The sequence below is a fragment of the Tumebacillus lipolyticus genome, from assembly GCF_042682745.1.
Lineage (GTDB): Bacteria > Bacillota > Bacilli > Tumebacillales > Tumebacillaceae > Tumebacillus_A > Tumebacillus_A lipolyticus.
Genome location: NZ_JBHUIO010000005.1, coordinates 1,255,640 through 1,280,727, shown reverse-complemented (window position 1 = coordinate 1,280,727; position 25,088 = coordinate 1,255,640). Strand labels below are relative to the sequence as shown.

Genomic DNA, 25,088 nt, shown 5'->3' with positions numbered 1-25,088 from the left:
TCTCACTTAGAGCGATACGGTGAACCGTGCCATAAGTGACGGCGAAATTTTTGGTAAAAGGGCCCCTTTCTTACATATCAAATCTTCCTAGCAACAACGAAATATTCCTGAGAACTTTTCTTCAAGCATTCCGTTTCGACAATTGAAAAATTCCCTTTCTCAATTGTATCGACTAAATTGAGTATTTTAAATGATCGTATATTCGGCACTAAACCAACTCTACCTGCAAAGTTTAAGAAGTTTCTTAGAACTATCTTTTCTCCCACGCATGGTGTTGCAGATATTAATAATCCTTCTGGTTTCAACAATTCGTTCATTCTTTGCAGAACGATATGTTCATCTTCCAACAAATGCAGAACATGAAAGGCCAAAATGACATCAAATGATCCTTTCTTATACCTTTCATCAAAAATGGTCGCATGAGAATAGTTAATATTTGCGATGTTTCGCTCCTTTGCCTTTTTTTCGGCAATTGCGATCATATTAGAAGATATATCAATCGCATGAATTTCTTTCACGTCTTCGATAATTTCATTGGATATTAATCCGGTTCCACAGCCGTAATCCAGCACCACGTTGCTTAATTTGAGATGCATTTTCGTTCGTTGTATGATTTGGAGGTAAGTTTGTTCATCCTTCTTCTCTAATTGATCATATTTACTTGCTGTTTTATCCCAAAAGCTTTCTGGTTTATTCATTTCAGGTACACCAGCTTTCTTGAGCATTCATCTTAATGGGTTACAGAATCCTGTTCCGCCCGGTCGAATCCTTGAATGATTAGCCATATAGCCAAAACCAATTGTTGAAAGGCGATTGGAACGTTCAACATCATGTAGGTTGCATCCAAACCGATGTAGCGAATCATAAATAATAAGCTTGCCAATATGGACAATATTGACCCAATAAGACCCGAAACGGACAACCAACGCGGAACTAATTTGGTTTGGTAAAATATGTAGTTCAACAAGAACATAGCCGAAACAAATGTCAGTGTCGTCGCCACATGGTTTACCAAATCACGTCCTTCCCGCAACAATCCACCCAGGGTCTGAAAATACGAACCATTCAGAGTTCCAACTTTTGCAAATTCGTGGCTTAATGTCAATAGCAACAGAAGAATGATTACACCCATGATAATGAACACACCTGCAATGATGCCGAAAGCAACAGATCCAAGAGCAGAACCTTTATTATGCTTACTTAAAATCGGATACATCAATATTGGAATACCAACATATGCAACAACCATTAACAACTGGGAAAATGCTCCTATTAGTACCTGGCTTTCATTTGTAGAAGCCTTGACAAGGTAGTCTGCTCCATCTATAACAGGAACAACACTAAATAGGCCTGTAACCAAACCGGCTATAAATAACACCCCAGTAATAACTGCAGACCTTCTACCTGAGAATGTACTCTTCCTCAATATAATTAACCTCCTTATCATACCATGCCCTTGGCAGATGTTTGCGGACCTTCACTCCCCAGTTTTATCCGCTAATTGCTGCTGGGTCATCTCGTTATGATGCAAGCGAAGATTCCGTATATGATTGCTGATCGCATCCTTTCCCATGTTAAACTCCTTTTCTATAAAAGTATAATTGAGCGATACGCCCCAGCAGATCGGATAAAAAACCGCAACCCCCTAAAGTTGGAGTTTAGAGGGTTTTTACATAGGAAGATACGACAATATTTTCCATTATTATTTCGTGGTTGTAAAATAGGATTCCCCTAGAAGTTCCTTCACTTGATAACTGCTTGGTGCAAGTTCTTTTTCAACAAAAGCGTTGATTTCCGACTTTTCAACATCATACATAACTTCAATTTCTTTAGAAAATAATAGCTTTTCTTTTTCAAGCAAGTTAGAAAGGGGTGGTTGTTGTTTGGGTTGTATTTCTTCCGTATTTAGAATTTGCTGTAGGCCCTCAACATAGGATTCAAATGGACGACTACCCACAATTTTCAATCCTCCATTTTCCTTGTTAATCATAATGATCGTCGGGAAACCTCTAACTCCAAGGCTTCTAGCGAGACTAAAATCTTCATTCAATAATTGCTGGCCGGTTTGTTGTTCGGCATCTGTTACAATAGCTTCTCCATTAAGTCCAAGCTGATTTACGATGTCTATCATGATGGATTCATCGGCGATATTTCGATTATATGCGAACAGAGCTTCTCGTGATCGTCTTAAGTACTCATAGGCTAATGCATCGTTATAATTTTTTTGAATCACTTTAAATACACGAGAAGGCGGGTAGGAGGATTGGACCGGATTGTCGAGCATCAATGAACCGTCAATCGGCATGCGCGAATATTCTCCAACCTCTCTCCAGTGGCCGAAGACGTCAGCAGGTCCTGATATTCCGTTACGTGGGTCGACAGGCTCATCACTCCATTTTTCCAGCAATCCACCCATAACCGTATGAAAGTTGAAATAATGTCCCAGCTGCTCTTTAAAACGACGAAGAACAGGTTCAAGCGCCCAGCAGTGAGAGCAAATTGGATCCGTTACATAATAAACTTCAATGGATCTTTGGGGTTGATTAAAATCGATCATCTCCATTTCTTCCTCCCCAGCTACTCCACATACACCTGTTTCTAAATCACAAATCATATGATTATCGTTCGCCATTCGTTTATCCTCATTTACCATGTTGGTTGCCTCCTTGAAGTGTTATAAACAAGCGTTACTAGTAACATCGCTTTGTTTTACAACCATATTCTATCCGTAAAAAATCTAGCGGAACACCAATAGATCATTCCATTTGTCGTTTATGCAACACATTGATACAATTGTTTAAAAAGCTGGAGGGACATGATATGACTCAATCAAAGACAGATCCCCGAGTTTTACGAACTCGTAAGTTAATCATGGACTCTTTTATTGAACTTTCGGGCAAAAAAGAGTTCAAGGATATTACCGTTAAGGATATTACAACAGAGGCTAAGATTAATCGCGCAACGTTCTATTATCATTTTGAAGATATATATGACTTGTTGGATAAAGTGTTATCGGAAGTTTTATTGATCAATTTTAACTCCATGGATTTCGAGAAAAGCGAATTAAATGAAGCATCGATTATTGATATCTTCGTAGCCATAACGGATTTCCAAAAAGCTATATCGAATCGGTGTCATAGAGGATACGATGAGACCATAGCCCGCATTATTAGGGAACAACTTGAAATCATTTTCTATGGAATGTTACGAAAACAACATACAACAGAAGAGGATGAATCTCTTAAAATTACAGCTGTCATTTTAAGTTGGGGTGTTTATGGTGCTTCTGTGGAGTGGAGGAGAAATCGTAAGGAATCATCGCCGGAAGAATTTATTAAGTCGGCCATTCCTTTTCTGATTTCTGGGATTGAGCACGTTTGAGACTTTATTGCTTACACGAGACTCCATGGAACTCTCGATGCTATCCTTTGATTTCGCCGATAGCCCCGTTAAGCTGAACCGTATCATAAGTGACGGCGTAGAATTTTGTTGTGGGAATCGCAGGGCGTGTTGTAGGTATGTTGAATGGAGTGATTCTGAGCCTCTAAACAAATCGATTTTTTTGGCAAACAGTTCGCGGTTCAGTCCATAATTGGTTGAAGTAGTCCACAATATGAACGAGGAGCGCTGCAGGAAGCGCTCCCGCGCAACGCTAGTCGCCGTCCGATTCCCAACGGGGAACGTGAACGGCGACAATTTTAGAGTCATCACGTAAGCAGCAGTTCTTTCGGGTAAAAGACGATATAACTTTGCAAAGTTAGTAGGCCAATTCCGCCAGTAGCTTGCCAAGTCGGTCAAGCTGCTGTTCATTGGCTTCTATACAGATCAGCTTGGCTTGTTCAAACTCCTCTTTTTTCTTGAAAAGTTGACGGAAGGTAACCCTTGTGCGGCCTTCGAAGCTCTCGAAGGTAGCCGTTACGCGAAACTCGTGGCCGGATCGATGATCAATCACGATCCGCTCCGGCGGCACGATCTCAACAAAGACGTTATGGTTAGGATAATCCACGCCATCCGGTCCATGCATGGTGAACAGCCACGTGCCTCCCGGTCTCATGTCGCACTCGTGAATCGTATTCGTGAAACCTTGCGGCCCCCAAAATTGGGCTAACAAATCGGGGGTGGTCCAGGCTCGAAACACGATCTCCCGCGGGACATCGTACTCGCGCGTAGCAAGAAGTTCATTTTCACCTATGGTCATGCTCCTACCTCCCCTTCGACTACCTTGCCCAGTGCGTCCAACATGACGTTTGTACCGTGTTCCCGCACTTCTGGTGTATCGTGTCCGTCAAAGAACGCACCTTGCTCCGTGAAAATCAGCTTCGTACCGCCCTCCACCTTGATAAGCTCGATCGTTGTGATTGAAACGGAGATGCGTATGCCTCCCGAATCCAGCGTGTAGGTATAGACAATGCGCTGCTCTGGAACAAGCTCCTGATAGATGGCGTCGAAGGAAAAGATCGGCCCTTCCGGCGGCCCGCCACTGCTGTACTCGCGCCCACCGACCTGAAAATCGAAGATGTCTGGCTTAGAAAACCACTTGGCTTTGGCAATCGGATCGGCCCATGCGTGATAAACCCTCTCCGGCGAAGCGGCATACGTCCGCTCAACGACGAAAGTTCCATGCTTGACAAATCGTTCGTTCATTGATTTTCCTCCTTATGTCTCGGAATTCCGCTCTCCTCGACAAGAAAGTCTCCTAACAGGTCCAAATGTCGCTCCCAACTCGTTTGCCGCTCAATGACCGGCTTCTCGAATCCCATCTTCATCGCTTGCAGAAGGCTCGTGAAATCTTCAACCGTTAATTCCGCCTTGCCTTGCATAAGCTTGGATACATGTCTGAGCTGCTCCAATAGTTTCTGCTGCAGTTTGATCTGCTCTTTGATTTGATTTATCTGCAGGTTGACGATCTCAAGCGGACTGATCTGCCCGCCACTTAAGGCCAACTTAATCTCCTCAAGAGATAACCCCAGCTCCTTAAGCGATAGGATCTGGTGCAAGCGTGACAAGTTCGATTCACTATATAGCCTGTGGCCCGATTCCGTCTGGCCGGATGGAGATAGCAAACCGATTTGATCATAAAAGCGTAGGGTTCGTACGGTAAGCCCCGTCAGCTTGGCGAGGTCCCCAACCTTCCAATGTCTCTTCATTGACCATCTCCACTCTTTGGCGCTAGCTATGTACCGGTAGCTCTATTGTAAAACATTACGTTACGTAAGGTGCAAGCGAACTTGTGACGCTCTACCGGAATTTTTTTTGTCACTGATTTTGAACACAAGCTATGGTGTCTAATGAGCCGTAAACGATAGTCCAAAGGAGGGGTCTGGACAGTTTCGCTTGACAGGTTTTTTCCGGTCATGGTTATATTTTTTGAGAGCAGGTGTCGCGCCTGCGAAAGCTCCTTTCGCATTTTTCGCCGCCCCCTGCTTTTATCCACCGAACTCCTCTTTAAGCCACCATCCTCTCTTTTGTAAACCTTCTACGACCTCTTCAGGGACTTCCCTGACCCTGATATCTTCACCTAGGAAAAGAAGCCAATTTGTGATATCCGTCAACTCTTCTGGTTGATGTACGTTGACAAAGGTCTTTAGAATGGCTGTGGCTTGGTATGGATTTGTATAGGAAATGGACGCTTTCAAAGGATGATATTTCTTGTACTGTGCAATTGCCAATGGACCCAGTTCAAGGACAAGGTTGATTTCTTCTTGCTGCTTACTCAATTTTTCCATAATCTTTTTCCGGGTCATTCTCTTTTTCGACGGGAAGGGTTCGACATCAGTGAGTTGATCGACAGAAACAATCATCTTCTTTTCTTCCTTTAAGTGAAAGCCTTCTATTAGCCAGTAGCTCTTTTCACGATAAAGGTGCAAGAGATAGATGGGATAAGATCTGGTTTCCTTCTCTTCTTCGACGGTAATCCACAAATAGTTGTCCGTAAGCAGGGTCTGAATGAGTTTTTCCAACATGGGATGGGGGAGGTCTGACAGCTCAAGCAAGTCGGGGTTATGCGGGTTGGTGCCTTCAAATAGCAACATTTCATTTAAAAGCACAAGGTCATCTTGCTGGTTTTTGGAGATGAGGCCGAGTAATTTTTCGGCTAAAGATTGGCGACTCTTGAGATAGGGGAGTTGTGCATTTCTTGTGGCCATAAAGGCAATAAAAAGAGCTTTGACCTCATTATCGGTAAAACGGACATCAGGCAGGAGCGAGTTGTGCATGACAAAATACCCGCCGTCCCTTCCGACTTCAGAGACAAGCGGCATCCCCAAGGCCTCAATTTCTCTAATATCTCGAACGGCGGTTGAACGAGAGATGTTAAATTCCCGCATGATTTCAGAGATGGTAAATTGGGATCGGTTGTTGATATACCGCATAATGGTATTGATCCGCTCAACTTTTTTCATCGGAGCTCCTAAATAGGTTCATTTTTTGACACGATTAAAGGATATCATATTCCTAGCAGGATAAGAAAACAACTCATTAAATTTACGGAAAAGGAAGGTTTTGAACATGGCAGATTATACGCTGGAGCAAAAAGAGAGCTTTACGGTTTTTGGTCTTGGAACGGAGCTGAAGAGCCATTACACGGACTATGCGGGCATAAACAAGGAGAAATCGGACTTTTGGCAGGCAGTCGGCCAGGATGGCAGATTGGATACTTTAAAAGGCATGGCCGCAAATGACTTCGTTTTTGCCGTGAGCGAAGCGGTGAATAACAAGATGATGTTCTATGCCGGTGTTATGACCGAAGCGTCCGTACCCGCAGTAGAAGGATCTAGGGTCATCCAGTTCCCCAAAGGAGAATACTTGGTTGTAAAAGGGGAAGGGAAGACGGCTGAAGAGCTGAGTAATCAACTTGCAGCTATTGCCTTTGGTCAAGCCTTGCCGGAAGCAAAGAATTTCGCCTATGTTGGCGGGCCGAACACAGCGGTTGTGATGGGACAGCGAAACGACTCCGTTTTTGGTGAAATGTGGATTCCTGTCGTTAAGAAATAAACAGAGCAATGGAGGGGCGGAAATGCCGTATATCGTCGACTTTAAAAACGTATCTACAGTTGGGCTGGAATCTTCACCTGTAGCAGAAGCACTTGCTGGTTTGCGTGCGAATGAAGCCCGTTACTTCATGAACAAGTACAAGCATGAATTCACTGTTGTAGCGGCTAGCGAAAGCCAGGAGAACCTTGATTATGTGAACCGTATTTTGAAAGAAGAACGTGGAATTGAGTTTGCGGCCAAGCCTTTGGAAACGTCGCGTTTGCAGGTGGAGAATATCGATTGGACCTACGTCTTTTATGAGGATGGTCTTTCGGTCAACGTTTTGTATACGGTTGATGACCCTAAGAAGCGAGCTGTTGGTTTTAAGCTTTCCGAGGGGATGGAGATTCCCAAGGAGTTAGGGAAGTTTAAGTTTGCCAGACAGAAATCTAAACTTGCCGGAACGATTCGGGGAACCTATTTTGTAATAAAAGGTGAATATTAGAACAAGCCTCTATTCCAAGGCAGCCGCTGTTTCAAGGCACGTAGTTGTGCTCTTGCAGCGGCTTTTTCATGTGAATTCGGACTTTTCCTTTTGAAGAATGAATATGTATTTATGTTTTCCTCTTGACTCTTTCTGCACCCTGATGTAAGCATATAAGATATAGCATCCAGTTGCATACCCATAACGATAATGGGTCTTAATAAGACCGACTAACGTATCGGGTCAGTTTGGCTCTTGTACCAGCCGAAGTTGTCCCAATAGACGTCCGCAACTACATTTTAAAAGTCTGAAGAATTAAATATCAGACGCACACAAAGACGAGGAGATGAGTTATGAAACTTCTGCTTACATCTGGAGGCATCAATAACCAAAGCATACATGACGCGTTGGTTGACATGCTGGACAAACCGATTGCCGAGTCGAGCGCCCTCTGCATAACCACTGCGTCGTACGCATTGCGCGGGGGTGCAGGTCTCGCATGGCAGTTCTTCAATGGACAAGCCGGCGCACCGATGACCGAGCTGGGCTGGAAGTCCATGGGGGTGCTGGAGCTCACTGCACTGCCCAGCATCGATAAAGAGCTGTGGGTTCCGATGCTCAAGGAGACTGACGTTCTGCTCGTGAATGGCGGTGACCCGTTGTTTTTGTCTTACTGGATGCGGCAGTCCGGGCTGGCAGACCTCTTGCCGTCGCTGCGGTTAGTCTATGTGGGAATGAGTGCTGGGAGCATGGTGATGGCACCTAACATCGGGGAATTCTTCGTTGGCTGGACTCCACCCACCGGTGGCGATGACACGCTGGGTCTGGTCGATTTTGCGATGTTCCCGCATTTGGAGCACGAAATGCTGCCGTATAACACGATGGCGAATGCAGAGAGATGGGCAGCTGGGATGCAGGGGCCGGCGTATGCAGTTGATGATCAAACTGCCATCAAAGTGATCGATGGAGCGGTCGAAGTTGTATCTGAAGGGCATTGGAAACTGTTTACACCGTGATCTTACTGTGCTGCTAGCTTCTTGGGTGCAATCTCGAATGCACCGAGTACTTCAGATCGATGTTGAGGTATACATAGGGATTTCGTTCAAGTGCCAATGGCGGAGAGTAGAAGACTTTGATTTTGTGATGCTTGATCGACTTGTTCGGTAACAGCCTAGCAGTGATGTACTCGGAGGTCATTTCATCAAAATGCATCTCTTCATTGTTGGAAATGGAAGGTCATCGAGGCGAATTTCGGGACAGGTACATCGGGGTTTTCTGCTGATGCCGAAGAATGTATATTTTCCAAATTTGAGCAGGACACGATAAGCAAAAAGGATAAACGATCAAAGAAATGTCGATGCTTTTGGATTAAAGGTCTGAAAGCCGGTATGCAATGTACGAGACAGGGGATAGAAAGCCCAACGTGGTTGAAGCTCTATGAATTGGACAGGTGCTAGGTGTAACTGTCGAGTTTCTGTTCGCGATAGAGGGGAAGTAAGATGGCGGCTAATCAAATAACATGTCATTGGCGATTCCAAGCGAGTCGCCTTTTTGTTGTGTGTAGATGATCGAGAAGGTGAGAGGGTAGCGGGCGTAGATCGGGCAGATCGGCGCGGGAATACTGCTTCCGTCCGCCCTGTGTTTGATGTCCCGATTACGCGATGAGCAGGATAATACAACTTTTCTGTTGACGACACCTTTATTAAGTAGTATTATTCTACCAATTTAGCTTATTTTGTGGGGAGGATACAGATGTCTGTTATTCAGGCAATTGTACTAGACTTGGACGGAACCTTGCTCGGTAGTGATAAATCGGTATCTCCTAGGAACTATCAGGCTGTTCAAAGATGTTTTGATTCTGGAATTCATATTATTATTGCCACGGCGAGGCCGCCCAGAGCGGCTAATCAATTTTTGAAGAAGTTCCCCTTTGTAGACTACATGGTTTATTACAATGGTGCTTTAGTTACATGCAAATCTAAGCAAAATGAGCGGCACATTAGTATCCCTCTGGAGATTAGCCAACAGATTAACAAGTTCATCGAGTCACGAGAACCGCAATCGATAATCTCATATGAGGTTAATGATTCATGGTATACGTGTAGACCAGTTTCCGATTCCCAATGGGCTTCATTAGGCATCCGCTCGAATGAACCGAAGCCCGAGGTTGTTGATAAAGATTATTTTAGTTCACTTTCCCCGACCAAAATATTGGTTCTAGGTTGCAGCACATGGAGGGAGATATGCGAGCAATTCGGTGACCATGTGAACGTAATCGCAACCGATGAAGGAGTATTGGTCCAAATCATGCATAAATCAGCCTCAAAGGAAAAAGCTGTGCAATGGGTGTTAAACGATATCGGAGTGAAATCGGAAAATGTAATGGTATTCGGAGATGATTTTAACGATTTAGGCCTATTCCATATGTCTGGATTTCCGGTCGCAATGGAAAACGCGATAATTGAACTAAAGGATTGTGCAGCCCACGTAACCGCTTCGAATGATAATGATGGTGTTGCTGTTGCAATTGAGAGATTTGTGGTGCAATCACTTGCAGATCATGATTCGACTAACGGGAAGCGATAGTTGAACAAAGTGAGATCAAAGAAAGGGTCATCCGTAAAAGGGTGGCCCTACTTGTCGTTTCAGACAGCGCGCTGAGTCATATCATCGATAGTGGTAAAGCAGAGAATCGAGTTGAACGTTGATGTTACGATATCTGCAGTCTGAATTTAAGTATGCATAACTCTGGTCTTCAACAAAGAACAGCTTCTTTTTTTCACTGTCTACATTCCAGGGTCTTTCTTTGCGACCAGAGCCATCAAGATGTTTTTATTTGACTGTAATATTTCCAGAAGTTGTTTGGAGTTGCACACTAAATGAGCCATCCCCCGTTTGTCCCTGTGTTTTTCTGTTACTTTGTTGACGATTTTCCAAAGGAATCGCAACAGATCGTCTTCCACTACCAGATTGCAAAAGCCAGTGTATATTGGAGTCTTTGTCTTCAAGATTTAAAAGAAGGTTGCCACTTTTGACAGAAACATCTACGTCACCATTTATTACTGAGTAGTCAAGTGATACATCTCCGCTACTTCCTTTAATGTCGAGTTTATGGGTGTTCAGATCTTTTATCTTTACGTTGCCGGAAGAACCTTCAAGCATTACTTCTCCCTCATAATTGGTCGGAATACGGATGGAAAGCTGAGGCATTTTCCCGATATTTAGCATGCGTTTGATATCATTCTTAAGACGAATTTCGATTTTTTGTTTCCCCTCATCTAAAACAATTCCCGGTCCATTATTATTCATAAGCAAGGTAGCCTCAAGTGACTCAATATCCGCCGATTCTACTACTACTGTTGTACTGCCATGGTTAATATGGAGGATATCTACTTCTGCGAGTGAAATAGTTTGCAGTTCTTCGGTTTCCTTATCATTACTACAGGCGCTAAGAAAAAGCATACTCACTAAAAGAAGATAAACACAGTATTTGTTCATTTCATCACCCCTCGGTAATTGTAGAGATGATTATATATGATTACGTTGCGTCATTATCAAGCTGTTTTTGCCGACCTCTACGGGAAGTATATATCTGATAAAAACACTTGAAAGTGACGTTGCGTCATTTTGTATAATGGAGCCAATATAAAGCTCCTCATGAGTTAAGTCCATTAATTCGGTGGAAGGGGAGAAGAAATCATACCAAGGGGGATGAAGATATGAAGCAAGGAGATATCATTATTTATGCATGTGTCATCATAGGAGCAGGGATTGGACTTATGATTGATCATGCATTTCCAGGCGTACTAGTTGGTCTAGGATTAGGATATTTAATCAAACTTGGTTTATATAAAGACAAAGAAGATTGATACCAACTTGGTCGTCGGAGGTGTACGTGCATGATTCATATCAAAGAAGTAGCGAAACAGACTAAGATCACGGTTCGAACACTAAGGTACTATGATCAGATCGGATTATTGACAGCCACTTCCAAAACAGAAGGGGGGCATCGTCTATATTCGGATGACGATATGAAAAGGCTTCAACAAATCCAATTTCTAAAAGGAATGGGCTACCGCTTGCAAGACATTAAAGATATGTTATCCGACTCTACTTGGAGTTGGTCGATTAGTTTAAAAAGCCAACTGGTGTATATCATCGAAGAGAAAGAGAGATTAAACAGTATAGAGTCGTCTCTAAATGAATTGATAAATAGCATTGCAGTAGAAGGTGGGGATGACCATCTTGCAGTACAGAAACTCATCCAGTTATCGAACCAGGATAAAACAAGATTGCGGACCTTCAGAGAGAACATGTTTAATGATAAAGAACTTGAGCTGTGGACAAAGCTTCCCAAAATGGGGGGAGGAGATCCAGATTCTCTGGAATGGATTGCTCTGATCGGTCAGATAAAACGACATATGAGTGATGATCCTGCATCATTAAGAGTACAGAATATAATCCGGCGTATGCTTGAAAAACAAATGGACGAATTCAAAGGTGAGGACGAGTTTATCGATAAATTGTGGGATTTAAGGAAGTCTCCCATTCAATCGGAGAAGCTTGGACTTTATCCGATAGAACAAGAAGTTCTAGATTTCATGGAGCGAGCATATGAAATTTACATTTCTTCTGTGCAGAATTCTCCCTCCCAGCAAGGAGGAGTATCGTGAGTGCTGAATTGCTTCTTGTTGTAGGGGGATTAGCCCTATTAGATATGCTCAGTCCTGCAACTTTGGGAGTCACAGTATATTTGTTATTAACTGAAAAAGAGCGATTGAGTTCACGATTGATGATTTATTTGTCGACAGTCGCAGCGTTTTATTTTTTTGTAGGTATTGTTTTTATGTTGGGATTAGACGTTTTACTCACTGCTTTTTCCTCCATCTTTCAAAATCGTATCGTAAGTTGGGTTATGCTGATCATTGGAGTGCTTCTGTTTATAGCCAGCTTTTACTATCCTAAGAGTGAAAAAAACGATTTGCCACGGCCGAAGTCGAAAAGTAAATCATCCATGATTGCGCTTGGCTTCACGACATCATTAATTGAAGTGGGAGCAGCATTTCCTTATTTTGCAGCGATTGGTCTTATGTCCACCTCAAATTTAGCGGTCTATCAGTGGCTCCCGACTTTAGTTGGCTATAACCTCGTTATGGTACTACCGCCAATAATCTTGCTTACACTGCATTTATTATTAGGTCGCGTGATGCAAAGACCATTGGAAAGGCTTCGAATCAAGCTTTCGAAGTATTCGGGATCGGCTATTTCATGGATGATGAGTATCGTCGGGCTGATTTTGATTTTTTATAGTTTGGACTATCTGTAGAGAATTCAATAGTATGCAGCTTTGTATCCCAAATCGAGTTCTTTCGGAGAGCCGTTTCACAAGTAACAGCAAAATTTTCTTGGGTAACCCTGCAAAACTGTGCATGAGATGTCGGATGGGTACCGCCGAAACTTGCTATCCTGTTTGTGAAGGGAGGTCATTCGAATGGATTGGCTTGCAAATCTGAACGGTGCCTTACAATTCATTGAAGAAAATCTTGCTGAAGATATCGATCTGAAAGAAGCGGCGAGGCTGGCTTGTTGTTCCGAATATCATTTTTCTAGAATGTTTTCATTCCTCGCAGGCATCACGCTATCTGAATACATTCGCCGGAGACGCCTAACTCTTGCTGCATTTGAGCTTCAAACCGGGGGTTTAAGAATTATGGATGTGGCGGTGAAATACGGATATAGCTCAGCAGACGCCTTTTCTAGAGCTTTCCAAGGCTTGCACGGTATTTCACCATCTTTAGTAAAGTCGCAGGGCCAATCATTAAAAGCCTATCCGCGTTTGACCTTTCAAGTAACCATTCAGGGAGGTAACGCGATGAATTATCGTATCGTAGAGAAAGAACCATTCCGTATCGTGGGCATCATGAGGAGGGTGCCTATCCAATTCAATGGCGTAAACCCGGAAATTGCGTCAATGTGGAAAAGCCTGACCAGCGACGACATCGACCAACTCAAAAAACTCTCGAATGTTGAACCTCTGGGGCTGCTTCAAGCGTCGATAAATTTTTCTGAGGGGCGAATGGAGGAAAAGGGGGAACTTGACCATTATGTTGGCGTGGCTACAACAAAAGAGTGTCCCGAATATTTGACGAAATTTGAGGTTTCGGCAGCAACATGGGCTGTATTCGAAGCTGTCGGACCATTTCCCGATACATTGCAAAATGTCTGGGGACGCATCTATTCCGAATGGTTTCCCTCCTCAAGCTATGAGTTAGCAAAGGGACCGGAAATCTTATGGAATGAAAGTAAGGATGTATCTTCCCCCAATTTTAGAAGCGAGATTTGGATACCGGTTATGAAAAAATAATGAAAGAAGTTCTTACTGCAATACGGGTACATCATTTCTGAATATAAGGCCATCTCGCCAAGGATGGCCTTAAAACTTGCCGTTACAGACAGCGCGGAGAGCCGTTTCACAAGTAACGCATGGATAAAACATCGAATCTAAAAAAAGCAGTCTCTACCGATTTCGGTGGGACTGCTTTTTCTCATTCATAGCGCGGAAAATACCGCTTGACTTCCTGTATACATTTGCATACATTAGGTACACTGACACTGTATACAAATGCATACATCGGGAGGCAAGGACAATGAGGAATTCAGATGGGCACATGAAAGGTGACAAGCATCATGCTTGTGAGCATAAGGGTAGGCGGCACGATCATCATGGGGCGCAGACTTTCCGCAGAGGGCGGGCATTGGACTTCCTGAAACGGTTGATGGTGAGGCGGGACCTGCTAAAGCAGCAACTCGATGCGCCAGAGTTTCAGGAGATCAAGCTCATACTCCAAGGGGAGTTAAAAGCGCTTGATCTGATGATTGAGGAGTATTCCCAACACTTCGAGCTTCATGAATACGCAAAACTACATGAACTTGAGCGAGAGGAAGGAAAGTCATAATCATGTGGGGATTACGAGCCTATCTAAAGCCATATTGGAAATTTGCGCTGCTTGCACCGGTTTTTATGCTATTTGAAGTGTTTTTTGATTTGCTACAGCCGACGCTGGCAGCTCGTATTGTGAACTTCGGTGTGGTCGAACGTGATTTCACGTATATTGAGCACACCGGACTCACGATGGTTGGCGTGACGCTGTTATCGTTACTTGCGGGCGTTGGCTGTAATTTCTTCGCCAGCCGCGCCTCGCAAAACTTCGGTGCCGATATTCGAGAGGCATTATTCAGGAAGATCCAGACCTTCTCGTTTGAAAATATGGACGCATTTCAATCAGGTTCACTCATTACACGGATTACCAACGATGTGGTACAGGTACAGAACCTTATGCAGGTCTTGCTACAAGGCTTGGTGAGGGCGCCAAGCTTGCTCATTGGCAGTGTAGTGATGGCGCTTCTCCTCAATCAGAGGCTGGGGCTCATTTTGCTGGGCACGCTGGTCCTTCTTGTGGTGGTGCTCGTGTTGCTCATCCGGTTTTCGGCTCCTCTCTTTATCGGGGTTCAGGCCAAGCTTGATGCGGTGAACACACGAATGCAAGAAAATCTCGCGGGCATCCGGGTTGTCAAGGCGTTCGACCGGTCTGATTATGAAACCAAGCAGTTCACCAAGGTCAATCGGGACTACACAGAAATCTCGATCAAAGCGGCGCGTTATATTGCATTGAACCTGCCAATCGTAACCATCATTATGAACACATGCCTCGTTGTCATCCTCTTGTATGGCGGGAATTTGGTATGGATGAAATCGGTGCAGGTGGGCGACTTGGTGGCTTTTGTGAATTATGTGGTTCAGGCCCTGTCTTCTCTGATTATGGTGAGCGGGCTTTTGATGGGTCTTTCGCAGTCCAATGTGTCCGCAAAGCGCATCCTAGAGGTCTTGAACACACAGCCTCAGATTGAAACGGTGCTGCAGAATTCGGTAATAACCGTTCCGGCTCAGCATGTGAAGTTTGAGAATGTGGCTTTTTCCTATTCGGGGTCGACCGATTCCAAAGAGCTGGTGCTGAGGGACATCAATTTGGAGGCGAAACAAGGCGAGACGGTTGCCATCATCGGTGCGACAGGAGCGGGGAAATCGACGCTTGTCCAGTTGATCCCGAGACTGTACGATGCCACGTCGGGCTCGATTCGGATGGACGGCCAGGATATCCGTGAGATTCCACTCCTTGAGCTTCGTCGCCAGATCGGGATGATTCTCCAAGAGTCGTTTCTGTTCACCGGCACGATCCGGGACAATATCGCGTTCGGCAAAACCGACGCGACACAGGAGGAAATTGAGGTGGCCGCGAAGAGCGCACAGGCGCATGACTTCATCTCACGGCTTCCGGATGGCTATGACACGGTGCTGGGGCAGAAGGGTGTGAATTTATCCGGTGGGCAGAAGCAGCGTATCTCCATAGCGCGTGCGCTGTTGATCAAGCCGCCGATCCTCATCATGGATGACAGCACAAGTGCCCTGGACCTTGGAACCGAGAAGCGGCTCCAGCATGCGCTCAGAGATCTCATGAAGAGCAGTATCACGTTCTTGATCGCGCAACGCATTACGTCTGTGGTCGAAGCCGAGAAGATTCTGGTCATCGAAGAAGGGGCGATCGTGGGCAGTGGTGCGCATGACGAGCTGATGAGAACATGCGAGGTTTACCGGGACATTTACCGATCCCAATTCGGTCAGCAGGAGGTGCCGGATGTCCAACAACAATCCAGCTAATCGTTCAAATGATAATAAGGGGGCTGCGAATCTAGCCCAGATGGGCTTTCAGTCGGGTCGTGGGTTTCGTCCGGGTGAAGTGCAGAAGATCAGATCAAAGGACGCGAAAGGGACGCTGCGTCGAATCTGGCGATATCTGAAGCTACATCGTCGGTCGTTGGTCGTGGTGGTTGTTTGTACGGCATTGAGCACTCTATTTTCCCTGCTAGGCCCTTACCTGATCGGCAAAACGATCGATCAATATATCATCCCCCATCAATTTGACGGGATGATAGGCATAGGCTTGCTCTTATTGAGTGTGTATTTGTTGGGGGCGGTCTCTACGTGGGTGCAACAGTATATGGCTTCGAGCTTGTCACAGGATACGGTTCGGGACATGCGCCAGGACTTGTTCAAGCAATATCAGCGGCTGCCTGTGCAGTTTTTTGATCAAAGGGCTCATGGCGAACTGATGAGCCGTACGACCAATGACATTTCGAACGTCTCCAATACGCTGAACCAGACGGTGGTTCAACTGATCTCCAGCGTGTTGATCCTCGTGGGCAGCCTGGTGATGATGTTGAGCCTTAGCTTGTGGATGACGCTGATCACCATTCTTACGGTTCCGCTCTTCGCCTTCGTCGCAAAACGCATCACGAAGTACACGAGGTCGTTTTTCTCCGAACAGCAGAAGTGTTTGGGAGAAGTGAACGGATTCGTACAGGAAAACATATCCGGACTGAAGGTGATCAAGGTGTTCGGCAGGGAGTCTAAGTCTGTCGAGCAGTTTCGCGAGCTGAATGAGCGATTGCGCTCGATTGGCATCAAGACGCAAACTCTCTCCGGATCAATGGGACCGATCATGAATACCATGCGCAATTTGAGCTTTGTCGTGATCGCGATATCTGGAGGCATCTTTGCCTACCATGAATTGATTACGATTGGGGTCATCGTAAGTTTCCTGAATTATTCCAACCAATTCAGCCAGCCGATCAACCAGTTGGCCAATCAGTACAATCTACTCCAGTCCGCAATTGCCGGTGCTGAACGTGTATTTGAAGTGCTGGATCAGGAGCCGGAGACGACAGAAGAAGTCCCATTCGCGCCGAAGCATCCGTTCAAGGGCGAAGTGGTGTTTGATCGTGTCAATTTCGGGTATAAGCCGGATGTTGCGGTGCTGAAGAATTTGTCTCTTCACGCCTCACCAGGTCAGATGATTGCTTTGGTTGGCCCAACAGGCGCAGGCAAGACGACGATCATTAATCTGTTGACGCGATTCTATGAAATTCAGTCTGGGCAGATCTTGATCGACGGCGAAAATATTCAACAGATCGACAAGCATGCATTAAGGCAGCAAATTGGACTGGTTTTGCAGGACGCCTATGTGTTCTCCGGAACGATAAGGGAGAACATTCGATATGGACGGCTAGACGCAACGGATGAGGAAGTGGAACAAGCGGCCTGGCTCGCCAACGCAGACACGTTCATTCGAAAGCTGCCAAATGGCTATGACACCTACCTGAGCGCCGAGGGCGGCAATCTAAGCCAAGGACAGCGGCAGTTGCTTACCATTGCCCGAGCTGTGCTTGCGAATCCGGCGATACTTATCCTAGATGAAGCTACGAGCAGTGTGGATACGCGAACAGAACTTCATATTCAGGAGGCAATGAAATCTCTGATGAAGGGGAGAACCAGCTTCGTCATTGCCCATCGACTAAGCACGATCCGAGAGGCGGATACAATTCTCGTGATTAATGATGGAGAGATTATGGAACAGGGTTCGCATAAGGAGCTGTTGGAGCAGAAAGGCTTTTATGCGAATTTGTATCTCAATCAGTTCACACAGGGACAGGTGAGTTGATCAAATAATGACTGGGAAAGAAGCGCCGATGTGCTGAACTGGGACAGGGGTATAGAGGTAGCTATATAGCTGAAATTACCCCACGAGCTCCCCATTTACCGCAATCCGGTTGGCGCCGTTGGACTTGGCGAGATACATCGATTGATCCGCCTCGCGAATGAGATCGAGCTCCGTCTTGCCCTCTGCCCATAGCGTACAGCCGACGCTGGTGGTCATCGGCAGTTGAAGCTCCTTAATCCGCATCGGCGACTCCAGTTGCTCGATCAAACGCTTGGCAATCTGCATCAAGTCGTCGTAGTCGTTCTGCAGCCATGCTGCCACCACGAACTCATCGCCGCCTACGCGCGCGATCAGATCGGATTCGCGAACCACTTCCTTGATGCGATTCGCGAATTCTACAAGCACGAGATCGCCGACGTCATGTCCGTAAGTATCGTTGCATTGCTTGAATTTATTCAAATCGAGGTAGAACACCCCGAATAAGCCTTCTTCTCGACTGGCCCGATTCATCCAGCCTTGGACTCGATCGCTAAAGCCTCTACGATTCAGCAATCCTGTCAGAATGTCGCGCTCTGTCAATTGAATAAGCTCGCTCTCTAGTTTTTCGCGTCTCTCAATTTCGGCTCTTAATTGAACCAATAATTGCTCGTAATCGTTCAGAATCCGAATTTTGTCGTCGTAGTTGATTTGCTTGCCTAGCTCCGAGCCCAGGGCGAGCGATAACAACTGCAACCTCTCGATATCGCGGCTGGAGAAAGCATCGGGACGGGCGGAGATGACTTTCAACACGCCGACGGCGTTGCTAGATTCGAACAGGGGAACGCAGACCATGCTCCGCGCGCCGACTTTCATCGTCGCTACCTTGTTGACGCGATCGTCCTGCTGCGTATCAGGCGAATACAAGATTTCCTTCACCGTCACGCACAAGCCCGACAAACTGCCGTTCTTATTTATTCGAATTCCGAGATGAGGTTGCAAGGTGCCGCTGACGGCAGCATAAACCATTTCATCGCCCGCCAGCATCTCGATGGTAGAACCGTCGGCATCGGTTAATAGGCACATCCGATCGCAGATCGTCTGCATAAACAGCTTCAAATCAAAGTTAGATAACAGCATCTGCTGTTGGACTTCCATTATGACTTTAAGGTGACGGTTCCCAAACATCGTCCCAATTCCTCCATGCTTCACATAGTAATCTGTAGGCCATCATTAGTTAACATGCTAGCACTTTTAACTAGGTTTGTCAGCAGAGCTCCGAACAAGGGGAACAGTAGAGAGGCGCAAGCGATCGAACATCGATCGAGCGAAAAACCTTGTAAAGAAATGGCTTGATATGCGCCCCTTACGGTTGACAGGTGAAATAATTAATCCTGTTCCTGTAAAGGGAGCTTTTTCATATCTAAATCAGAAAATTCGGCTTCGAAGAAATTGGCAAATGGGACTAATTAGTAAATTTGTTGTATAATGTTGGAAAGCAAACAATAAACATGGGTTAAGAGGAGCTGCAAACATGACCAATTCGACATCCAACCTCGTTACTGGTGGCAACGTGGTACTGGACTCAGGGAACGAGTTGCAAGTCACCGTCTCGTGGAATGCTGCACCCACCGAACTTGATGTAAGTTGCTTTATCGTGGGCAATAACGGCAAAGTGGCTTCCGACGATTACTTTGTATTCTACAATCAGCGGTCCGATCCACACGGACACGTGAAATTGAGCTCGGTCGATGCTCGGTCATCGACATTTGCGGTCAGGCTGGACAAGCTGTCGGCGGATGCTGCCAAACTCGTGTTTGCGGCGACGCTAGACGGGCCCGGCACGTTTGCCGACGTTTCCGGCTGCACCGTAACCGCACGTGTCGGTGGGCAGACCGTCGTTTATGACATTAAAGAAGCGACACGCGAGACGTCTTTAGTGTTCGTCGAGCTGTATCGCCATCAATCGGCGTTCAAGCTGCGGGCGGTGGGCCGCGGGTTCAACGGCGGGCTGAAACCGCTTGCCGAAGCGCACGGCGTCACCGTCGCGGATGATGAAAATGCCGACCAGTCCGCGCCGCCGGCAGCGAACGTAGCGTCGACGCCGACGAAGATTTCCGCCCCGCCTTCACAGCCGCCGGCCGGTTCTAAGGTTAATCTGAGCAAAATCGATTTGCTCAAAAAAGAGGTACAGATTTCGCTGGAGAAGAAAGGGATCGGCTCGCAGAAGGCTCGCGTCGCTGTCGTGTTCGACGCCTCCGGTTCCATGTATCACTTGTACCAGCAGGGAACCGTACAACGCGCTTTCGAACGGGTGCTTGCGGTCGCCGCCAGCATGGATGACGACGGGGAAATGGACGTCTGGTTTTTCGCCAGCAAATCGGCCAGAACGCCAAGCGCGAAGGCAACCAAGTTTGAGGGTTATGTCGATCGTTATTATCGTTCGGACATGGATTTCCAAGATAAGCTGGGATACGGAAACAACGAGCCCGAAGTAATGGAAGACATTATAAAAAAATATACGGTTGAATCGCCAAATAAACATCTACCGGTTTTCATCGTATTCTTCAGCGATGGAGGCGTTTACTATTCGGATCAAATTGCCAAGTTGATTGTTAAAAGCTCCCGCCATAATCTGTTCTGGCAATTTGTCGGCCTAGGCGATGCAAACTATGGGATTCTAGAGAAATTCGACAACCTGTCAGGCCGAACCGTCGACAACTGCAACTTTTTCGCCCTAGACGACCTCGACCAAGTGTCAGACCAAGTGCTCTATGACCGACTGTTCAACGAATTCCCGTCCTGGCTGCGCGCTGCGCGGAGAAAGAAGATCCTTAAAGCCTAGTCTGGAGTGTGCAACCGGCTGACCGAGCTTGGGAAATAGCGAATCTCTAGGCGCTCCCGTTCAAAAGTTAAACCAGCGCCCAGAGTAGTCCCTCCAAATAGGAAAGGTGCCTCGCTGCGGATCCGGTAGTTTTCTGTGATGACAGAGCGGCTTCTACTCTTGTAGAAACCGAGGATTGACCGGCACACGTACGATTTCCTTACGTTGTATCCGATATCTGTCCTATGCTAGAATTAACTTGTAGAACTCGCGTCTAATAAAAATAGACCATGGGTGCTGGAACACCTACGGTCGGTTGACACAACTGATACCCAACAAGAGTGTCGGCTCATAGTCTTGTTGAAATAGGTCGCTGAGCGGTCAACTCAAGGGCGATCTATTTTTTTATTTTGGTTGTCTACGAGATGTTTCACGATGGTCACGACCAAGGTCAAAGCTGCGAGTAAAAACAGCCCGAACTGGAGCATGAGTGAAATGACATCTTTTGTCGACATCCTCTCACCCCCTTTCATGAGGGGATGAGCCGATCACCCTTGAGGAGCCTATTCAGTTGTGTTGCTCGTATTCTATCATAGAAGAATATAAAGATGAGTGCCTGTCGATTTAGATGAAGATAAAAATTTTACACTCATTCGTAAGTTTGTGCTTATTCATAGTGTGCGCGCACGAGATGCACGGCTACACGGACAAACAAGTGATCATAAACGACCCGCTCATAGGGGTACCGAATACTACGACCACAAGTTGTTCCGCACCCGATGGGAGCAACTCAGCAACAGGGGGAAACGACAACATGAATATTACTTTGCGTAAGATCGTTCGGGACAATCTAGAGGCCTGCATTCTGTTACAACCAGCTCCAGAACAGCAAAAGTTCGTAGCACCGAACGTGGAATCGCTGGCTCAGGCTTATGTGGAGCCGACCTTGAATCCATACGCGATTTATGCGGACGAAGAGATGGTCGGTTTTGTCATGTATGGACTTGATTGGGATGATAACAACTACTGGGTGTACCGCCTGATGATCGCTCCTGCTCATCAGGGCAAGGGGTATGCCAAAGCGGCGATGCGCGAGGTAATCAATCGCCTTGCAGCGACTCCCGATTGCACCAAAGCGATTATCGGCTTCCACCCGGACAATCTTGCGGCCGCAAAGCTCTATGCATCCCTCGGCTTTGAGGATGGTGGGAAGGCACCGTGGGGCGAGCAACTGATGGTGATGACGTTCCCTCGCTAAAAAGGCCCCTAGGAGTAGGGCTTCAACAGTTTGTGCTTGTTCCAGCTACTCTGAGCCGTATCATAAGTGAGTTTGAGATGAAGGGGGAGACCTCGCCACGTATACCATCGTGGCGAGGTCTTTCTCTGTTTGAGGGGCCAATAGGAGATCACCCTTGAGGGTGAAGGAAATGACCGTTTGCTTCGGTTCTCTTGGTAAGGCCTAGCGAAATTTTCTTGTGAAGATGACCCTATAAGATCAACTCCGAAAGGCGATGAATCCCCTGCTCGATCGATGTTTCATCCACTTTTGCAAACCCCAACACCCATCCCTTTCGTTTGCTTTCCAAACAATAGGGTGCAAGGGGGTACACACGTATTCCCTTTTGCAGGGCTAACTTTGTCACGGTTTCTTCGTCGTATGACCCTTCAGCTTCAAGTAACATATGCAATCCCGTTTCTACTCCACTTAGTGTGAAACGCTCCCCTAAACCGCTAGCTATAATAGCCTTTGTCATGGCTTCGTGTCTTCGGCGGTACACATTTCTGACTCTTCTCATATGGCGCATAAAATGCCCATTCGAGATGAAGTGGGTTAGTGTTAGCTGATCCATAATCGGAAGATGACGGTAGGTCAGCTCCTGTACCCTGGCTAGTTGAGCAATTGCCTCGACAGATCCAACGATAGCTGAAATACGAATGCCTGGAGCAATCATTTTAGAAAAACTCATGAGATATAAAGTGTTAGTAGGTGCCTGACAAAACAGCGTTGGAAGCGGCTCCCCACGATATCGAAATTCACTATCATAATCGTCCTCGATGATCCAGAATTGTTCTTGAGCGGCCTTATGTAGCAATTGCTGCCTGCGCGGCTCCGACATAACGACCCCGACCGCGCACTGGTGCGAAGGGGTCGTAAAGATCAGTTTGGATTGTGGGTGAATCTGCTCAACCACAAGACCATACTCATCAACGGGAACGGGCAGCACATTCATACGCCGATATTTCATCGCCATCCAGGCTGCTGGAAAACCGGGATCTTCTACAGAAACAGTGTCCCCATCAGCTAAAAGCGATTGTGCGATTAAGTCTATACTATGTTGAGCTCCTGAAGTCAATAGAATCTGATTTGTTTGGATATGGATGCCTCGTTCAAGTGATAAATAACGCTGAATTTGCTCACGTAATGGTGTGAAACCATAGGGGTTGCCGTAAGCCCAGTTTGATAAATCCATTTCAGCGGATGCGTGGAGAAGCGATTGTCGCCAGTTCTTTTGAAATTGTCCATCCAAATAGGGTTCATGGGGACTAAAATCAATATCCACTTCTCGCTGTTCTTTGCCTCTGAGCCAGTCATGTAATTGATCGACAGCTGAGTTCAACAAGGGAAGTGAGGGGGGGATGGGACCGGCTGCGATTATTTCCTTCGTTGACTCAGTGACTTGCTTCCAATTACTAACGCGAGTTCCTCCTCGGCGAGATGTAACCGTATAGCCTCGACTTAGCAATTCCTCATAGACGATCTGTATGGTTGAGCGAGATACACCTATCATGTGAGCAAGTTCACGGGAAGGAATCAGCAATTCTCCTGGCGCCCAGATTCCGCTGGTAATATTATGAATCGCTTGATCAAGCAATTGCTGCCAGATTGGTCTCTTATCATTACGAATTACTTTCATCATCGCACACACCGCCAAATTAGAAGTTCACATCATAAAATATCCATTATGGACTGTTCGTGACCGTGATGTTTGGATGTTTTAACACAATCCATTCGCTGATATACTACCGTAAGAACGCAGGTATTTGCAACCTGGTCGTTGCTGCACCCTAGAAGAGTATCGGAGTTAAGACAAATTGGAGTGGGATGAATATCTTAGGAGTGAAAGGAGAGATTTTGAAATGCATTCGATTCGTTACAAGATCAGGGAATGCCGGGATCAAGAAAAAATCGAAAGTTTCCTTCACCAAGCGAGAATTGGGTACCTTGGGTTGGTTGATGGGAAGCTGCCCTATGTTGTACCGCTTAATTATGTGTGGACGGAAGGGAAGCTCTATTTTCACGGGGCTGGAGATGGAAGACGCAATCATGTCATGAGTGAAAATCCAGAGGTATGTTTTACGGTATGTGAGGAATACGGAACGATCACAGATCCGGTGCCAGCCAAAACGGATACGGCATATATGAGCGTCATGATATTTGGTCAAGCGGAGCCAATCACAGATTTGGACGAAGCCACCCATGTACTTCAGGAAATGATCAATAAATACGTACCCGGCTATTATAACCGCCCCTTGTCAAAGCAGCATGTGGACAAGTATAGGTCGGCTGTATTCGGCGGACCGGTTCAAGTTTGCCGGGTTATCCCGCACCATGTGACGGCAAAAGAAAGCCCGATTGAAGCAGAAAAAATGTATCGAACGGACATGAATGTCGGACGAGAGATTTAATGACAAAATACCCTTATGACTTGCGCTAGCTAACGGGAACGACAGTTGAATGACTTACAACCAGGCCGCCGATTACTTCGGCGGCCTTCAGTGCATGTTTATGAAAGCTTGATCTGATCCAAGGATTGAAATTTGTTTGATTTACTGAGCAAAGAAGTCCAGCAACTATCGGCCACGGCATATTTTACGCCGATAGACCCGTTCAGCTGAGCCGTATCATAAGTGAGTACATCGTTTTGAGGATGGGGAGAAGGGTCAAAGACAAGCGAAATGTCTTTGACCCTTCTCCCATTGATGTTTTCGGAGGGATTCAGCGTGTTGGACGAGCAGACCGCAGAGCCTTTGTTGTTGCAAGCTCCACATTGGTAGTAGGGGTGAGGCATTACTTTCGTCGTGCGGCCGGTTGTATGATCGGATCGGACGCGCATGTGATGGTGGGAATCGAGTTTCTCGCTTCTTAATTGTCGAGTGGTTGTACAGGTTTTGTATAGATCCCGCTACTATAATGGTGTAATACGCTATGTAAAAACGGCGTATAATGTCATTTACATTATTTGAATATCAAAGATGATCAAAAGAAAGGGGGGAG

Annotated in this window: 26 protein-coding genes; 15 read left to right on the top strand and 11 right to left on the bottom strand. The window is 46.1% G+C overall.

What is annotated here, in order from left to right; all coding sequences use genetic code 11:
- Nucleotides 1–77: 77 nt before the first annotated feature.
- The 3 genes from ACFSOY_RS11110 to ACFSOY_RS11100 all read right to left on the bottom strand — a co-directional run bounded on the left by ACFSOY_RS11110 (nucleotide 78) and on the right by ACFSOY_RS11100 (nucleotide 2,653).
- Nucleotides 78–698, bottom strand: coding sequence for a class I SAM-dependent methyltransferase (locus tag ACFSOY_RS11110; protein WP_386046574.1), 621 nt, complete (start codon nucleotides 696–698; stop codon nucleotides 78–80).
- Nucleotides 699–730: 32 nt separating this feature from the next.
- Nucleotides 731–1,429 (bottom strand): DUF4386 domain-containing protein, encoded by a 699-nt coding sequence (locus ACFSOY_RS11105; protein ID WP_386046826.1) that lies wholly within the window; start codon nucleotides 1,427–1,429, stop codon nucleotides 731–733.
- Between the two features lie 273 nt (nucleotides 1,430–1,702).
- Nucleotides 1,703–2,653 (bottom strand): DsbA family protein, encoded by a 951-nt coding sequence (locus tag ACFSOY_RS11100; protein ID WP_386046573.1) that lies wholly within the window; start codon nucleotides 2,651–2,653, stop codon nucleotides 1,703–1,705.
- 167 nt (nucleotides 2,654–2,820) lie between these two features.
- On the opposite strand from ACFSOY_RS11100, the gene ACFSOY_RS11095 reads away from it, so the two are divergent.
- Entirely contained in the window at nucleotides 2,821–3,381 is a 561-nt protein-coding gene (locus tag ACFSOY_RS11095) for a TetR/AcrR family transcriptional regulator (RefSeq protein ID WP_386046571.1), read from the top strand.
- A 376-nt stretch (nucleotides 3,382–3,757) separates the two neighbouring features.
- On the opposite strand, the gene ACFSOY_RS11090 is transcribed toward ACFSOY_RS11095, so the two are convergent.
- From ACFSOY_RS11090 to ACFSOY_RS11075, 4 genes are all read right to left on the bottom strand, one after another.
- On the bottom strand, nucleotides 3,758–4,198 hold the full coding sequence (locus ACFSOY_RS11090; protein ID WP_386046569.1) for an SRPBCC family protein: 441 nt from the start codon (nucleotides 4,196–4,198) through the stop codon (nucleotides 3,758–3,760).
- Nucleotides 4,195–4,644 carry an SRPBCC family protein gene (locus ACFSOY_RS11085; protein ID WP_386046567.1) on the bottom strand — a complete coding sequence of 150 codons (450 nt, stop codon included), beginning with the start codon at nucleotides 4,642–4,644 and terminating at the stop codon, nucleotides 4,195–4,197. Before ACFSOY_RS11085 ends, ACFSOY_RS11090 begins: the two co-directional genes overlap by 4 nt.
- Nucleotides 4,641–5,147: a MerR family transcriptional regulator gene (locus tag ACFSOY_RS11080; protein WP_386046565.1), complete on the bottom strand. Its 507-nt coding sequence runs from the start codon at nucleotides 5,145–5,147 to the stop codon at nucleotides 4,641–4,643. The genes ACFSOY_RS11085 and ACFSOY_RS11080 overlap by 4 nt, the downstream gene beginning before the upstream one ends.
- Nucleotides 5,148–5,426: 279 nt before the next feature.
- Nucleotides 5,427–6,401, bottom strand: a complete 975-nt coding sequence (locus tag ACFSOY_RS11075) for a helix-turn-helix transcriptional regulator (protein WP_386046563.1) — start codon at nucleotides 6,399–6,401, stop codon at nucleotides 5,427–5,429.
- A 106-nt stretch (nucleotides 6,402–6,507) separates the two neighbouring features.
- On the opposite strand from ACFSOY_RS11075, the gene ACFSOY_RS11070 reads away from it, so the two are divergent.
- The 4 genes from ACFSOY_RS11070 (at nucleotide 6,508) to ACFSOY_RS11055 (ending at nucleotide 10,042) form a co-directional block, all read left to right on the top strand.
- Nucleotides 6,508–6,993: a GyrI-like domain-containing protein gene (locus tag ACFSOY_RS11070; RefSeq protein ID WP_386046561.1), complete on the top strand. Its 486-nt coding sequence runs from the start codon at nucleotides 6,508–6,510 to the stop codon at nucleotides 6,991–6,993.
- 22 nt (nucleotides 6,994–7,015) lie between these two features.
- Complete coding sequence (locus ACFSOY_RS11065; RefSeq protein ID WP_386046559.1) at nucleotides 7,016–7,477, top strand: phage tail protein; 462 nt, start codon at nucleotides 7,016–7,018, stop codon at nucleotides 7,475–7,477.
- 332 nt (nucleotides 7,478–7,809) lie between these two features.
- Entirely contained in the window at nucleotides 7,810–8,472 is a 663-nt protein-coding gene (locus ACFSOY_RS11060) for a Type 1 glutamine amidotransferase-like domain-containing protein (protein WP_386046558.1), read from the top strand.
- Nucleotides 8,473–9,208: 736 nt separating this feature from the next.
- A complete protein-coding gene (locus ACFSOY_RS11055) occupies nucleotides 9,209–10,042 on the top strand; it encodes a Cof-type HAD-IIB family hydrolase (protein WP_386046556.1) in 834 nt (277 codons plus the stop codon).
- A 246-nt stretch (nucleotides 10,043–10,288) separates the two neighbouring features.
- Here the strand turns inward: ACFSOY_RS11055 and ACFSOY_RS11050 are convergent, their stop codons facing one another.
- Nucleotides 10,289–10,954, bottom strand: a complete 666-nt coding sequence (locus ACFSOY_RS11050) for a DUF4097 family beta strand repeat-containing protein (protein WP_386046554.1) — start codon at nucleotides 10,952–10,954, stop codon at nucleotides 10,289–10,291.
- Nucleotides 10,955–11,175: 221 nt separating this feature from the next.
- Between ACFSOY_RS11050 and ACFSOY_RS11045 the strand changes: the two genes are divergently transcribed.
- The 7 genes from ACFSOY_RS11045 to ACFSOY_RS11015 all read left to right on the top strand — a co-directional run bounded on the left by ACFSOY_RS11045 (nucleotide 11,176) and on the right by ACFSOY_RS11015 (nucleotide 18,012).
- Nucleotides 11,176–11,325 carry a hypothetical protein gene (locus ACFSOY_RS11045; RefSeq protein ID WP_386046553.1) on the top strand — a complete coding sequence of 50 codons (150 nt, stop codon included), beginning with the start codon at nucleotides 11,176–11,178 and terminating at the stop codon, nucleotides 11,323–11,325.
- 30 nt (nucleotides 11,326–11,355) lie between these two features.
- Nucleotides 11,356–12,129 (top strand): MerR family transcriptional regulator, encoded by a 774-nt coding sequence (locus ACFSOY_RS11040; protein ID WP_386046551.1) that lies wholly within the window; start codon nucleotides 11,356–11,358, stop codon nucleotides 12,127–12,129.
- A complete protein-coding gene (locus ACFSOY_RS11035) occupies nucleotides 12,126–12,782 on the top strand; it encodes a GAP family protein (RefSeq protein WP_386046549.1) in 657 nt (218 codons plus the stop codon). Before ACFSOY_RS11040 ends, ACFSOY_RS11035 begins: the two co-directional genes overlap by 4 nt.
- A gap of 165 nt (nucleotides 12,783–12,947) precedes the next feature.
- Entirely contained in the window at nucleotides 12,948–13,820 is an 873-nt protein-coding gene (locus ACFSOY_RS11030; RefSeq protein WP_386046547.1) for an AraC family transcriptional regulator, read from the top strand.
- Nucleotides 13,821–14,103: 283 nt separating this feature from the next.
- Nucleotides 14,104–14,412 (top strand): hypothetical protein, encoded by a 309-nt coding sequence (locus tag ACFSOY_RS11025; protein ID WP_386046545.1) that lies wholly within the window; start codon nucleotides 14,104–14,106, stop codon nucleotides 14,410–14,412.
- Nucleotides 14,413–14,414: 2 nt separating this feature from the next.
- Nucleotides 14,415–16,172 carry an ABC transporter ATP-binding protein gene (locus tag ACFSOY_RS11020; RefSeq protein ID WP_386046543.1) on the top strand — a complete coding sequence of 586 codons (1,758 nt, stop codon included), beginning with the start codon at nucleotides 14,415–14,417 and terminating at the stop codon, nucleotides 16,170–16,172.
- Nucleotides 16,150–18,012 carry an ABC transporter ATP-binding protein gene (locus ACFSOY_RS11015; protein WP_386046541.1) on the top strand — a complete coding sequence of 621 codons (1,863 nt, stop codon included), beginning with the start codon at nucleotides 16,150–16,152 and terminating at the stop codon, nucleotides 18,010–18,012. The genes ACFSOY_RS11020 and ACFSOY_RS11015 overlap by 23 nt, the downstream gene beginning before the upstream one ends.
- Nucleotides 18,013–18,087: 75 nt before the next feature.
- Here ACFSOY_RS11015 and ACFSOY_RS11010 read toward each other — a convergent pair whose 3' ends face one another.
- Complete coding sequence (locus ACFSOY_RS11010) at nucleotides 18,088–19,176, bottom strand: sensor domain-containing diguanylate cyclase (protein ID WP_386046539.1); 1,089 nt, start codon at nucleotides 19,174–19,176, stop codon at nucleotides 18,088–18,090.
- A gap of 346 nt (nucleotides 19,177–19,522) precedes the next feature.
- Here ACFSOY_RS11010 and ACFSOY_RS11005 point away from each other — a divergent pair, with 346 nt between their 5' ends.
- On the top strand, nucleotides 19,523–20,833 hold the full coding sequence (locus ACFSOY_RS11005; RefSeq protein ID WP_386046538.1) for a VWA domain-containing protein: 1,311 nt from the start codon (nucleotides 19,523–19,525) through the stop codon (nucleotides 20,831–20,833).
- 365 nt (nucleotides 20,834–21,198) lie between these two features.
- Here the strand turns inward: ACFSOY_RS11005 and ACFSOY_RS11000 are convergent, their stop codons facing one another.
- On the bottom strand, nucleotides 21,199–21,327 hold the full coding sequence (locus tag ACFSOY_RS11000) for a putative holin-like toxin (protein ID WP_386046536.1): 129 nt from the start codon (nucleotides 21,325–21,327) through the stop codon (nucleotides 21,199–21,201).
- A gap of 299 nt (nucleotides 21,328–21,626) precedes the next feature.
- Between ACFSOY_RS11000 and ACFSOY_RS10995 the strand changes: the two genes are divergently transcribed.
- Nucleotides 21,627–22,070: a GNAT family N-acetyltransferase gene (locus tag ACFSOY_RS10995; RefSeq protein ID WP_386046534.1), complete on the top strand. Its 444-nt coding sequence runs from the start codon at nucleotides 21,627–21,629 to the stop codon at nucleotides 22,068–22,070.
- Nucleotides 22,071–22,299: 229 nt separating this feature from the next.
- Here ACFSOY_RS10995 and pdxR read toward each other — a convergent pair whose 3' ends face one another.
- On the bottom strand, nucleotides 22,300–23,730 hold the full coding sequence (pdxR, locus tag ACFSOY_RS10990; protein ID WP_386046533.1) for a MocR-like pyridoxine biosynthesis transcription factor PdxR: 1,431 nt from the start codon (nucleotides 23,728–23,730) through the stop codon (nucleotides 22,300–22,302).
- A 220-nt stretch (nucleotides 23,731–23,950) separates the two neighbouring features.
- On the opposite strand from pdxR, the gene ACFSOY_RS10985 reads away from it, so the two are divergent.
- Nucleotides 23,951–24,499, top strand: a complete 549-nt coding sequence (locus ACFSOY_RS10985) for a pyridoxamine 5'-phosphate oxidase family protein (RefSeq protein WP_386046531.1) — start codon at nucleotides 23,951–23,953, stop codon at nucleotides 24,497–24,499.
- Nucleotides 24,500–25,088 lie beyond the last annotated feature (589 nt).